Raw genomic sequence first — 12,557 nt, forward strand, 5'->3', positions numbered from 1 at the left:
TCCGTCCTGCACTAGCTGCGCTTGCCCAGCACATCCAGCGCTGCACGCCAGCCCCACCACGCGGCCTCCTCGAATACCGAGTAGCCGGACAGGTCGCTGTGCGCGAAGCGGATGTGGCCGTCCAGCTCGCGCAGGGCCGCGAGCCCGGCATTGGACAGGAAGCCCGGCACCGGAATGCTAATTGCATGGGCGCGCACGGTGATCGCGACACGTTCGACCAGCGGCCATAACGCGTCGCCATAAGCCAGCAGCAGATCCTCGGACACTTCGTCCAGCAGTTCATCAGGACGGGCACTCGCCAGCCTGCGCCGCGTCGCATGCGTGGCGTCGAAGGGCAACGCCTTGTAGGCCGTGAACACGGTGTGCTCGGGTCTGGCCACACGGATCAGCTGGTGCGTGGCCACCACGTAGCCCAGGCCGCGGCCTTCGCGCAGCACATTGTCCCAGGCCAGCGGTGGCACATACTCGTGCTCGCTGCGCGGCAGGGGCTCGCGCGGAAAGCGCCGCAACTGGAAGTTGGCAACCAACCAAGAGGAATGCGGCAGGAGATCCCGGCGCACGTCGAAGCCGAAGTCCTGCATGCCTTCCACCACACGCGCGGCGACAAACAGCGGCATGGCAACGATGACGCGCCGCGCGCGGATGCGCAGGCTGCGCCCGCCCTCCTGCAAAGCGATCACTTCGCCACGCCCGCTGCGCTGGCGGACCTGCACCGCGGAGCCGGCCAGGCGACGCGGCCCGCCTGCCTCATCCGCGAAGGCAATCTGGCCAAGCATGGCCTGCACCGGCGTGTGGAGGCCATCGGGCCAGGTGAGCAGACTGCCGGTGTCGGCGTTCGCCGCTTCGCCTGTGCGGCTCACGAAGTAGTGCAGCCCGGCCCAGGCCGAGACGTGCTGCGAGCCGGCACCGTAGTCGTCGCGACAGCAGTAGTCGGCGTACCAGTGCAGGCGCGCATCACGATAGCCCTCGCGCTGCAACCATTCGCGGAAGCTGAGGGCGTCCAGTGCACGCCATTCACTGTCTTGCGAGGAGGATGCAGCAGGCATGGCGAAGAGCAGGCGGCCGTCGCGCCCCTTCCTGCCGCGTAGCCCGGCAACCGCTTGCTGGAAGCGAGTGCGCTCGGCAGCGTCCATGCCCTCGGCCGGCAGCAGCTCGTCATGCCAGCGACCGCCGTCGAACAGCCGCTCCTGCAGCGGGTGCACGAGACTCATTTCGTCGTAGTGCGGACGCGCGGCCTGCGGATCGCCCTGCAGGATGCCCAGCGCATGGAGTATCTCGCGCACATGCACCGACTCGCGCGACGGCAGCGGCAGGTAGTGCGCACCGGTCGGGTGGCGCAGATCCCCTTGGCCGCCACCCGCGGTATTGCCACCCGGCTCCGGCCCGCTCAACAGCACGAAGTTGCGATGCCCCTCACGCGCGAGCTTCCATGCGGCCGTCACGCCGGCGACTCCGCTGCCGAGGATCGCCACGTCGCAGTCGAGCTCACCGGACGGCTCCGGCCAGCTGCGCGCGCCCTGGTCGCGCAAGGCATGGCCGGCCTGCATGCCGGGATGGTGCACCGTGACCGGCGGACGCGCTGGCGACGGAAATGGCTCGCAAGCGGCCAGCGAAAGGCCGCCCAGGCCGGCGCCGAGAAAATCGCGCCGCCGCATCGTTCAGCGGATCACGCGCGCCCAGTCGCGCTCGAAGTAATGCACCAGCGCCTGGTTGTTGAGACGGTTGGGCTCCACCTCCGGCACCTGCATGTCGGCCGGGAAGCTGAACATCGCACGGGTGGTGTCGGCATCGAGGAAGCGGGTCGGCACACGGTAGGACTGCGGCGGCGTGAAGCGCATGTGCTTCGCAGCCAGCACGAAGCCCCATTCGCCGAAGGAGGGCACGTGGGCGTGGTACGGCCAGGTGTTGAAGCCGGCTTCTTTCAGCGTCGCGACCACGCACCAGTAGGCGTTGGGGGCAAACCACGGCGAAGTGGCCTGCACTGCAAGGTAGCCACCCTCCGCCATATGTCGGGCGATCTGGCGGTACATCGGCACCGAGTACAGCTTGCCGAGCGCGAAGTTGGACGGGTCGGGCAGGTCGACGATGACCAGGTCGAAGACCTCGCGGCTCTCTTCCAGCCATTGCGCCGCGTCGGCGTTGACGATGCGCACCCGCGGGTCGCGTAGCGCCCCGCCGTTGAGCGCAGTGAGGGCCGCGCTCTCGGCGAACAGCGTGGTCATCTCGGCGTCGAGGTCCACCAGCGTGATGCGCTCGATCTGCGGATAGCGCAGCAGCTCGCGCAAGGCCAGGCCATCGCCGCCGCCCAGCACCAGCGCCGAACGCGCCGCAGGCAACGACTCCGCTGCCGGATGCACCAGCGCTTCGTGGTAACGGTGCTCGTCGCGCGAGGAGAACTGCAGGTTGCCGTTCAGGTACAGGCGCAGGTCGTCCTGCCAGCGTGTGATGACGATACGTTGATAGGGGGTGGTTCGCGCATGCACGATCTGGTCGCCGAACAGCCCCTGCTCCGCCCACAACGTGAGACGGTCCGCCGTGAAGAACCCTGCCGTCAGCACCACGATGCTGACCATGCCTCGCAGCCACAGACCACGCAGCCCGCGGATCTGCGCGCGGAAGATGTGGGCGGTGAACAGTGCAATGCCGACGTTGAGCAGGCCGAACACGAAGGCGGTGCGCGCCAGCCCGAGCTTGGGCGCCAGCACCAGCGGGAACAGCAGCGACACCGCCAGCGCACCGAGGTAGTCGAAGGTCAGCACGCGGGCGACCATGTCACGGAACTCCGCATGGCGCGCGTTGAGCACCCGCATCACCAGCGGGATCTCCATGCCCACCAGGGTGCCGATGATCAGCACCAGCGCATACAGCACGCCACGGAAAGGTGCCGACAGCCAGGCGAAGACGATGAACAACAAGGTGGCCGAGATACCCCCGATGAGGCCCACCAGCAACTCGATGTCGATGAAGCGGTTGAGCACGTCTTCGTCGCGCACGTAGCGCGACAGGTGGGAGCCGATGCCCATCGCGAACAGGTAGGCGCCGATGATCGACGAATACTGCAGCACCGAGTCACCCAGCAGGTAGCTGGCCAGCGCACCTGCGATCAGCTCGTAGGCGAGGCCACACGAAGCGACGATGAAGACCGAGAGGATGAGGATGCGGTCGAGCATGGTTAGGAAGTGCGCGGAGACGCCAGAGCCCCTTCGGCATCGGGCCAGGCACCGACACTGACCAAATGGGCGACAAGCGGAGTGCTGCTGCAGAAGACCTTGTGATGCACGATGCTGCTTGCTAGGCTGCCCGGCCTGCATGACGAACAGAAATCGACAACACGGGGAGCACGCGGCGGCATGGTAATACAGTCGATCTACAACTACGCCATTCACCTGCTGTCGGGTCTCGCGATGGTTGGCGTCTTCGTGGCGCTCTACCTGCGCGTCACGCCCTTCTGCGAGCTGACCCTGATCCGCCGCGGTTGCGTGGCAGCCCTGTTGTCCCTGGGCGGCGCCACACTCGGCTTCTCGCTGACGGTGGCCTCCAGCATCCTGTTCAACACCAGCTTTGTGATGTTCCTCGTGTGGGGCATCAGCGCCATGCTGGTCCAGCTGCTGACCTACGTCATCGTGTCGCGTGCACTGCCGCACATGAACGAGGCGCTGGAGACCAACAACGTCGCGATGGGCGGGCTGATGGGCCTCATCGCCGTGGTGGTCGGCATCGTCAACGCCGCCTGCCTTTCCTGATCCGCTCCCGGGTCGACTGACCCGTTCTCCCTGCTCAACTCACGCGCGAGGATTGCCATGGGCCTGACCGATTTCATCAAGAAACAGTTTATCGACGTCCTGCAATGGACCGAGGACGAGGATGGCGTGCTGGCCTGGCGCTTTCCCATGGACGGCATGGAAATCCAGAACGGTGCCAGCCTGACGGTGCGCGAATCGCAGATGACGGTATTCGTGAACGAAGGCAAGATTGCCGACGTGTTCGGGCCGGGCATGTACAAACTGACTACCCAGACCCTGCCGGTGCTGACCTACCTGCAGAACTGGGACAAGCTCTTCGAATCCCCCTTCAAGAGCGACCTGTACTTCTTCAGCACCCGCATCCAGCTCGGCCGCAAATGGGGCACGCCGCAACCGCTGACGATCCGCGACAAGGACTTCGGCATGGTGCGCCTGCGCGCCTTCGGCATGTACTCCTATCGTCTCGCCGATCCGACGAAATTCCACACCGGCATCAGCGGCACGCGCGACACCTACACGGTGGACGAGCTGGAGCAGCAGCTGCGCAACCTGGTAGTGACCGCCCTGTCCAGCACCCTGGGGGGCTCGGACGTGCCCTTCCTCGACATGGCAGCCAACCAGCTGCTGCTGTCCGAAAAGATGAAAACCGGCATGCTGCCGGTATTCGAGCAGTACGGTCTGGCGCTGGACAACTTCGCGGTGGAGAGCATCTCGCTGCCGGAAGAACTGCAGAAGGCCATCGATACCCGCATCTCCATGGGCATGGTGGGCGACCTCGGCAAGTTCACCCAGTACCAGGTGGCCAACAGCATTCCACTGGCGGCGCAGAACGAGGGCGGCCTGGCCGGCATCGGCGCCGGGCTGGCGGCTGGCGTCGGCATGGGCCAGATGATGACCGACGCGATGCGCAGTTCGCTCGCGGGCAGCGCCGCCCCGGCAACACCGACAACGCCGGCCGAAGCGCCCGCTGCGCCACAGGAATCCGCCGAAGCCCGCCTCGGCCAGTTGAAGGGCCTGCTGGACAAGGGACTGATCTCGCAGGCCGACTACGATTCGGCGAAGGCCGAAGTCCTCAAGAAACTGATCGGCTGATTCCCGGATGTTCCAGTCTGCCTGCCCCGCCTGCGGGGCACCGGTCGCGTTCCGCTCCGCCACGTCGGTGATGGCGGTGTGCGCCTATTGCCAGAGCACGCTGCTGCGCGATGCGGACAGCGTGCGTGACGTCGGCAAGATGTCGGCCGTGCTGGAGGACTATTCACCGATCCAGATCACCAGCGAAGGGCGCTTCGAAGGCCAGCACTTCAGCGTGGTGGGACGCATCCAGTTGCGCTACGACGACGGCTTCTGGAACGAGTGGTACCTGTGGTTCGACGATGGCAGCACCGGCTGGCTGTCCGATGCATCCGGCCAGTACGTCGTCACCCGTGCGACCACGCAGGCGCCGGAACACATTCCGCAGTTCGACCGCAACCACCCCGGCGACCGCCTCGGCTTCGACCGCGCCACCTGGACCTGTGCCGATGTACGCGAAGCGCGTTGCACCGGCGGCGAAGGCGAGCTGCCGATGCGGGTCGGCGAAGGCTGGCTGGCGCGGGTGGCGGACTACCGCAGCGGCCATCGCTTCCTGACGCTGGATTATTCGGACGGCGACAAGCCGACGGTGTATGCCGGCAAGAGCATCACGGTGGACGCGCTGCAGAAGGAACGCCTGCGCAGACCGGAACAGATCGCCGAGAAGGCCGGCCGCCTGCCGGGCAGCCTCAACGCCGTGGCGTGCCCGAGCTGCGGCGCGCAGCTCAACTACCTGGCCGCAGCAGCGCAACACATGGTGTGCCCGCAATGCCAGGCGGAAGTGGCGGTGGAAGGCGACAAGGCCGCGGTCCTGGCCACCCATCGCAGCGTGGAGGCTGTCGAGACCACGCTGGAGCTCGGTGCGGTGGGCTCCATCAACGGCACCAAGTGGCAGCTCATCGGCCTGATGCGTTGCCGGGAAGACGCCTCCGACGGCGAGAGCTGGACCGAGTACCTGCTGCACCACGCCCACAAGGGCTTCAAGTGGCTCGTCGAGACCACGGACGAATGGCACATCGTCAGCGTGCTGGACAACTGGCCGGATGCCGCCACCTCGCAGGTAAGGGTGGACGGCCGCGTCTACACGAAGATGTACGACTACCGCCGCACCGTGACCTTCGCCGCCGGCGCCTTCAACTGGCGGGTGAAGGTGGGCGACCGGGCCAACGTCTCCGAGTACAAGAGCAGCAACCAGAACGTCACCGCGGAGCGCACCGCCAACGAACTGAGCTGGAGTTATGGCAGCCAGGTTTCATCGCAGACGGTTGCGCAGTGGTTCAAGGATCCGTCCATTGCGGCGGGCTTCGTGGACGGCACGGCCAGCACACTGGCTGCCACCCACCGTGCCCGGGTGAAGGCGGAAGGTGGCTGGACGTCGAGAGGCTTTGCCTGGATCTTCACGGTGCTGCTGCTGGTCCTGAATGTGCCGCTGCTGATCGCCGGTTACGGCGAGATGGGCGTCACCTTTCTGGGCCTGCTGGCGCTGTGGGCTCCGGTCGAAACCAGCCTTTGGGAGAGTGACTGATGGGGCGGGTGCTCTACGTCATCTGGGCCATCGTGGTCACTGCAGTCGTCACCGGTATCAACGCCAGCCAACCCACCGACAACAGCGGCAGTGGCAGCTATCGCTCCTGGGGCTCGGGCAGCGGCTACACCGGCGGCGGGGGCTCGCACAAATGACACGGGCAACCATGCTGGGCCAGCACATCCTGCTCGACCTGTCCGGCGTCGACACGACGCTCAGCTGCAACACGACCCTCATCGAACGCCTGCTGCGTGACGCTGCCGATGCCGCAGGAGCGACGCCGATCCACGCCCACTTCCATCCCTTCGGCGAAGGCCAGGGCGTCACCGGCGTACTGCTACTGAAGGAGTCGCACATCAGCATCCATACCTGGCCCGAGCATGGCTACGCTGCGGTGGATATCTTCATGTGCGGAACGGCGCAGGCCATGCTGGCGGCCCGGTGCATCACCGACGGGCTGCGCGCTGCACATGTGTGCCAGCGCAACCTGGGCCGCAGCGCCGAAAAGGTACAGCACCCCGCCTGAGCGGGGCGCGCCTCAGAACTCCAGCTGCGCCGAGAAATACACCATCGGCGACACCGGGTTGGCCGGCACGCCGGGCGGGTAGTTGGCCTGCTGGGAGCGGTCGGCGATTTCCTGGTGGTGCTCGCCGAGGTTGATGGCGTTCAGCGAGAACTCCGCCTGCTTGCCACCGATGCGCGTCAGGTAGGCGATGCGCGCATCGAAGGTGGTGTAGGCGCGTGCCTCGTAGGGGTACAGCGGAACGAATCCGTCACCGCCGGACATCGGCCCCATGCGGAAGGCGGTCAGCACCGTGCGCCAGGACGGCGCCCAGCGTTGCTGCCAGGACAGGGAGGCGGCGTAGGGGGCGGTCCGCGCTTCGATGTCTTCGTTGGCGGCATCGCGATCGATCAGCGTGTGGGTGAAGGTCCACTGGCTGCCGCCCCAGGGCACGAACTTCAGCTCGTACTCCAGCCCGCGCAGGCGTACCCGTTCGCCATAGTTGGTGTACTGCGCGGACCCCAGGGTGCCGCCCAGGATGGGCGCGGGATTCTGCGGCGTGGTGTAAGGGCGACGCACGATGTAGCCGTGGATGCGCTCGTCGAACAAGCGCACGTCGGCACTCAGGTTCCAGGGGCGGAAGCGGCCGATGTAGCCGATTTCGGCACTGTCGACGCGGGGTTGCTCGACATCCGGGTTGGGCACGTAGGGCCGTACCAGCAGCGTGCCGGTGGCCGGGTCGATGGCGCGGACGTCACCTTCTTTCTCGAAGGTCGGCCGTTGCGCCCAGCTGCGCGCGTAGCCGATGCGGAAGGTGTCCGTCGCCGTCGCCTTCCAGTTGGCGAAGGCCCGTGGGGCGAAGTTGAGCGGTTCGCCGGAATAGCGTTCGAAGGCGCCACCGAAGTTGAAACTCAGCGGTCGCAAAGGGCGCCACTCGACGTTGGCGAACAGGCGAGACATGTCGACGGGGCTGGTGCCACCGGCATACAGGAAGGGCGACTCGATCTCGTCGCGACGCAACTCGGCGCCCCACACCATCTGCGATGAGGTCGCGAAGCCGAAACGGTGCTGGAACTCCAGGTGGTCGCGGGTGCTTTCGCGGTTACGGTTCAGCGGCACCACCGGGTAGCCGGGTGCGCTGCCGTTCCACTCATCGGTCAGGCGCTCACGGTTGCGGTAATAGTTGAGCTTGAATTCGGTGCCGGCACTGGGCGCACGCGTCCACTGCAGGTTGAGCGTGTAGTACTGGCCACTGGCGTCGCGCTTGGCGTTGTTGCCGAAGGTCGAGCCGTCGTAGCCCTCGCCGCGGCGGAAGCTGCTGGCGCCGAGGCGGAACATCAGCTCGTCGATGTTGGTGAGGCGCAGGTCGCCGCGCAGCGAGCCGACGTTGACGTGGTGGGCGTCGTACATCTCCTCCCAGCCGGAGTCGTGCTTGGTGACGGCGGACAGGCGCATCGACAGCGGGCCGTTGACGAAATTGCCGCTGGCCATGCCATCGCCGATCTTCTGGTTGCCGGCGTTCACGCGTGCCACGCCGCCGGGTGCCTCGGCACTGTGACGGGTGATGATGTTGATGACGCCCAGGAAGGCATTGGCCCCATACGTGGCGGAGTTGGTGCCGCGCAGGATCTCGATGCGCTCGATCTCGTCCACCGACAGCGGCAGCGCGCTCCAGTCCATGCCGCCGAAGGCGCTGGGCGAATAGACGGAGCGACCGTCGATCAGCACCTGCATCTCGGACGGGTAGTTGTTGCCCATGCCGTGGTAGGTCACCCAGTGCGAATGGCCACGCTCCTGCCCTACCTGCATGCCGGGCACCAGGCGGAACAGGCGGGCGATGTCACGGTAGCCGGTGGCACGGATCAGTTCGCGGTCGATGATCGTCACCGCGCCTGGCGCCTCGTCGATGGGTTGCGGCAGGCGCGAAGCCGTCAGCACCGTGGGCAGCTCTTCGAGGAAAGGGTCCTCGGGACCATCGGCCGCCCGGGCCGGGCCCAGGGTGCCCAGCACGGCAACGCCAAGGACGGCCAGTCTGAGGGGGGCAAGCGGATGGATCAACGACATGTGCAGGGACGGACAGGTCTCACAAAACGCTCGGGGATCGGCAGCGAGATGCCACGCGGGCTGCGCCCGCCGGACATTGCTGGATGACAGCGCCGCCCGGCTGAAAAACGTGACATTTGCGCGCCGATTGCGCAAATCGGCAGCGATTCTCGCACCACTCGGGCACTTTCAGCGCAATTTCCCCGCCATATGGTCATGTCCTTCGCCCGTTGGGGCAGCAAGACCCTGCAGGGACATGATTTGAACTGGCCCGGCCCATCGGCTAGCATTGCCGCGCCGCGGCCGGTGCCCGCCAACCGTCCCGCCCTGCCTGCCACACCCCGTCCCGCATGAACCCCACGCCCCCCAACGCCCCTGCCGGCAGCCATCACCGCCCGCACTCCTTCCCGTTCCGCCGGGTGACTGCCGGGCGCTGCCTGCACTGGCTGGCCGAGGGCTGGCGCCTGTTCGCCGCCGCGCCGGTGCAATGGTTGTTGATGGCATTGCTGGCCTTCCTGCTGCTGTTCCTCGGCGCCCTGCTGGCGCCGATTCCGCTGCTCGGCCCGATGGTGGGGCCGGTGGTGATGGTGTTCGTGGTGGCGGGCATGCTGGAAGCGGCTGCACGCGTGCAACGCGGCGAAGCACCGCGGGCACGCGACCTGTTCGCCGGTTTCGACCGCCACCCCGCCCACCTGCTGCTGCTCGGCCTGTTCTTCAGCATTCCGCTGGTGCTGGTGTCGCTGCTCACCCTGCTGGCCATCGGCGGCGGCCTGCTGGTCGGCCTGCTCGGCGCGGCGCTGGGCGGCGCCCTGCATGGCTTGCTGAGCGGGCTGACCGCCTTCGCGGCCTTCCTGTTCGGCACCTGGACGGTGTTCCTGATCGTATGGGGCATCATGCTGCTGGCGCTGCTGTTCGCCCCGGCTCTGGTGATGTTCGACAGCGCCAGCCCGCTTGACGCCATGCGTGCTTCGCTGAAGGCCAGCCTCGCCAATCCGGGTGCTACCCTGCTGTGCGGCCTGCTGCTGTCCCTGCTGTTCGCCCTGGCGCTGATGCCAGCCGGGCTGGGCGTCCTGGTGCTGCTGCCCGTGGCGATCGGTGCGCTGTACACCGCCTGGCGCGAGGTGCTGGCAACCGACAGCATGACCGAGCCGACGGCCTTGCCGCCGCCCGCCCAGGATTGACCTGACCCACCCCGAAACTGCCGGAAACGATTCGATGCAAGCCAACAAGCTGCCTGCCGCCCGTGGCTGGGTATGGATCCAGGAGGGCGGACGCCTGTGGAAGCGCGACCCGCGCCTGCTCGTCGCCATCGGCTCGCTGATCCTCAGCACCGGCCTGTCCACCATGGTGTTCGGCACCATCGTGGGCGTGCTGCTGAGCATCACCGTGATGCCGGTACTGGGCCTGCTGATCTTCTTCGCCTGCGAGGCACTCGACCAGAAACAGCAGGCCAGCATTCCGGCGCTGTTCGCCCGCGTCACACCCTTCTTCCTGCGCATCGTGGGGCTGGGCGTGATCCGCACCGTGGCGCTGTTCGGCGTCACCCTGCTGGCGGTGCTGTTGTCCGGCATAGAGGGCGCTACCGGGCTGCAGCCCGGCCAGACGCCGACCAATGCGCAGATGCTCGACGTGCTGGGCCTTCTGATCTGGGCCTTCGCGCTGGCGACGCCGATCGAGATGGCCGCCTGGTTCGCGCCGGTGCTGATTGCCCGCCACGACCTGCCGGTGCTCAAGGCCATGCTGTTCAGCCTCGTCGCCACCTGGCGCAACCTGCGGCCGCTCACCGTCTTCATGTCCACCGGCCTGCTGCTGATCCTCGTCAGTGTGTCGCTGCTGAATGCGATCGCCAGCGCCATCCTGCCGCTGCTGGGGGTCGTGGTGACGGTGCTGGCCGGCGTCATCTGCGTATCGCTGTTCCACGCCGCCTTCTACATGTCAGTGACCGACGTCTTCGCGCCCGCCAGGGCGCCCGCGGAACCCGAGGCGGTTCGTGAGTGAAGCACGCGAGGCGCCGCTGGGCCTGCTCGGCGGCACCTTCGACCCGATCCACCACGCCCACCTGCGGCTGGCCCTGGAAGCGCAGCAAACCCTCGGCCTCCACACGGTCCGCCTGATACCGGCCGGCCAGCCGAAGCACCGCGACACGCCCGGCACCAGCCCGGAACACCGCCTGGCCATGGCCCGGCTGGCCGTCGCGGGCGTGCCGCAACTAGAGGTGGATGCCGCCGAGGTGCTGAGCGACGCCCCCAGCTACACCGTGCCGACGCTGGAACGGCTGCGTGCCGACCTGGGCGCCACCCGACCGCTGGTACTGTTGATGGGGGTGGACGCCTTCCAAGGCCTCGCCCGCTGGCATCGCTGGCAGGCGCTGCTGGACCTGGCGCACATCGGCGTGGCCACCCGTCCCGGCTACACGCTGGGCGAAGCCACGCTGGAGCCTGCCCTGGCGGCCCTGCTCAGGCGAAGCCGGACGGACGACGCAGCCGCATTGGCGACCACGCCCGCAGGAATGATCATTCCTTTTGACATCACCGCGCTTGATATTTCCGCCACCGCCATCCGTGCGCAATTTGCCCGCGGCGCCAGCCCCCGCTTTTTGCTGCCCGATGCGGTTGTCGACTATATTGACCTGCACCATCTCTACCAGAACTGACCACCCCGCCCACGCATGGATATCCGCAAGCTGCAGAAAATCGTTGTTTCGGCCCTCGAAGACATCAAGGCCAAAGACATCGAAGTCATCAACACCACCCGCCTTACCGCCCTGTTCGACCGCGTTGTCATTGCCAGTGCCGACTCCAACCGGCAGACGCGCGCGCTTGCCCGCAACGTGCAGGAAAAAGTGCGCGAAGCCGGCGGCGACGTGGTGAGTACCGAAGGCGAAGACAGCGGTGAATGGATCCTGGTGGACCTCGGCGACATCGTGGTCCATGTCATGCAGCCCGCCGTGCGCAGCTTCTACAACCTGGAAGAACTGTGGGCCACCACACCCTCCCAGCGCCGCAAGCTGATCGCCGCCAACGAGGCCGCCCAGGGTTGACCTGTCCCCCGGCCCGTCACGCCAGCCGGCGTGGCATCGCCCCATGAAGCTCTACATTGCCGCCGTCGGCACCCGCATGCCCGGCTGGGTGAGCGAGGGGTACGCCGAGTTCGCCAAGCGCTTTCCGCGCGAGCATCCGCTGGAACTGCTGGAGGTGCGCGCCGAACCGCGTACCACCGGCAAGACGCCCGCCGCCATGATGGCGCTGGAGGCCGATCGCCTGCGCAGCGCCATTCCGGCCCGCGCCCGCAAGGTGATCCTCGACGAGCGTGGCGACGCACCGACCACCAGGGAACTGGCGGAGCGCATGACGCGCTGGATGCAGGACGGTCGCGACGTCGCCTTCGTCATCGGTGGCCCGGACGGCCTGGACCCCGCGCTGAAACAGGAGGCCGACGAGCGCGTCCGCCTGTCCAGCCTGACGCTGCCGCACGCGCTGGTGCGCCCGCTGCTGGCGGAGGCGCTTTACCGCGCCTGGAGCCTGATGAACAATCATCCCTACCATCGGGAATGAACGGGCATCCAGGAGCAGCCGCGAGAAAACGGCGTGGCGCGCAGCGACACGGTTCTGGCCAGGCGAATCACCGCAGACGGTACGCGTAGTACGACAAGGCGATGCAACAACGCCAGAAC

Annotated in this window: 13 protein-coding genes; 10 read left to right on the forward strand and 3 right to left on the reverse strand. The window is 67.0% G+C overall.

From position 1 onward, the window contains the following. Positions 1 to 11: 11 nt before the first annotated feature. Together VVD47_RS10875 and VVD47_RS10880 are read right to left on the reverse strand one after the other, a co-directional pair. Complete coding sequence (locus tag VVD47_RS10875) at positions 12 to 1,547, reverse strand: NAD(P)-binding protein (RefSeq protein ID WP_327603484.1); 1,536 nt, start codon at positions 1,545 to 1,547, stop codon at positions 12 to 14. 111 nt (positions 1,548 to 1,658) lie between these two features. Continuing rightward, positions 1,659 to 3,170 (reverse strand): polyamine aminopropyltransferase, encoded by a 1,512-nt coding sequence (locus tag VVD47_RS10880; protein ID WP_327603485.1) that lies wholly within the window; start codon positions 3,168 to 3,170, stop codon positions 1,659 to 1,661. Between the two features lie 180 nt (positions 3,171 to 3,350). Here VVD47_RS10880 and VVD47_RS10885 point away from each other — a divergent pair, with 180 nt between their 5' ends. The 5 genes from VVD47_RS10885 to speD are packed head-to-tail and all read left to right on the forward strand — an operon-like array spanning position 3,351 to position 6,865. Further along, on the forward strand, positions 3,351 to 3,743 hold the full coding sequence (locus VVD47_RS10885; RefSeq protein ID WP_327603486.1) for a DUF350 domain-containing protein: 393 nt from the start codon (positions 3,351 to 3,353) through the stop codon (positions 3,741 to 3,743). Between the two features lie 57 nt (positions 3,744 to 3,800). Then, positions 3,801 to 4,835 carry an SPFH domain-containing protein gene (locus VVD47_RS10890; RefSeq protein WP_327603487.1) on the forward strand — a complete coding sequence of 345 codons (1,035 nt, stop codon included), beginning with the start codon at positions 3,801 to 3,803 and terminating at the stop codon, positions 4,833 to 4,835. A gap of 7 nt (positions 4,836 to 4,842) precedes the next feature. After that, on the forward strand, positions 4,843 to 6,339 hold the full coding sequence (locus VVD47_RS10895) for a DUF4178 domain-containing protein (protein ID WP_327603488.1): 1,497 nt from the start codon (positions 4,843 to 4,845) through the stop codon (positions 6,337 to 6,339). After that, positions 6,339 to 6,494 carry a hypothetical protein gene (locus VVD47_RS10900; RefSeq protein ID WP_327603489.1) on the forward strand — a complete coding sequence of 52 codons (156 nt, stop codon included), beginning with the start codon at positions 6,339 to 6,341 and terminating at the stop codon, positions 6,492 to 6,494. Before VVD47_RS10895 ends, VVD47_RS10900 begins: the two co-directional genes overlap by 1 nt. After that, on the forward strand, positions 6,491 to 6,865 hold the full coding sequence (gene speD / locus VVD47_RS10905; RefSeq protein ID WP_327603490.1) for an adenosylmethionine decarboxylase: 375 nt from the start codon (positions 6,491 to 6,493) through the stop codon (positions 6,863 to 6,865). Before VVD47_RS10900 ends, speD begins: the two co-directional genes overlap by 4 nt. Positions 6,866 to 6,877: 12 nt before the next feature. Here speD and VVD47_RS10910 read toward each other — a convergent pair whose 3' ends face one another. Beyond that, positions 6,878 to 8,851, reverse strand: a complete 1,974-nt coding sequence (locus tag VVD47_RS10910) for a TonB-dependent receptor plug domain-containing protein (protein WP_327603491.1) — start codon at positions 8,849 to 8,851, stop codon at positions 6,878 to 6,880. Between the two features lie 383 nt (positions 8,852 to 9,234). Between VVD47_RS10910 and VVD47_RS10915 the strand changes: the two genes are divergently transcribed. The 5 genes from VVD47_RS10915 to rlmH are packed head-to-tail and all read left to right on the forward strand — an operon-like array spanning position 9,235 to position 12,438. After that, complete coding sequence (locus VVD47_RS10915; RefSeq protein WP_327603492.1) at positions 9,235 to 10,065, forward strand: BPSS1780 family membrane protein; 831 nt, start codon at positions 9,235 to 9,237, stop codon at positions 10,063 to 10,065. Between the two features lie 34 nt (positions 10,066 to 10,099). Further along, positions 10,100 to 10,882 carry a BPSS1780 family membrane protein gene (locus VVD47_RS10920; RefSeq protein WP_327603493.1) on the forward strand — a complete coding sequence of 261 codons (783 nt, stop codon included), beginning with the start codon at positions 10,100 to 10,102 and terminating at the stop codon, positions 10,880 to 10,882. After that, the gene (nadD, locus tag VVD47_RS10925) at positions 10,875 to 11,537 is read left to right on the forward strand and encodes a nicotinate-nucleotide adenylyltransferase (protein ID WP_327603494.1); all 663 of its coding nucleotides are present in this window, start codon (positions 10,875 to 10,877) and stop codon (positions 11,535 to 11,537) included. Before VVD47_RS10920 ends, nadD begins: the two co-directional genes overlap by 8 nt. Before the next feature lie 15 nt (positions 11,538 to 11,552). Continuing rightward, positions 11,553 to 11,924: a ribosome silencing factor gene (rsfS, locus tag VVD47_RS10930; RefSeq protein ID WP_327603495.1), complete on the forward strand. Its 372-nt coding sequence runs from the start codon at positions 11,553 to 11,555 to the stop codon at positions 11,922 to 11,924. Positions 11,925 to 11,967: 43 nt separating this feature from the next. Continuing rightward, positions 11,968 to 12,438 carry a 23S rRNA (pseudouridine(1915)-N(3))-methyltransferase RlmH gene (gene rlmH, locus VVD47_RS10935; RefSeq protein WP_327603496.1) on the forward strand — a complete coding sequence of 157 codons (471 nt, stop codon included), beginning with the start codon at positions 11,968 to 11,970 and terminating at the stop codon, positions 12,436 to 12,438. Positions 12,439 to 12,557 lie beyond the last annotated feature (119 nt).

Origin of the sequence: Uliginosibacterium sp. H1 (genome assembly GCF_036017065.1) — a bacterium.
GTDB lineage: Bacteria > Pseudomonadota > Gammaproteobacteria > Burkholderiales > Rhodocyclaceae > Uliginosibacterium.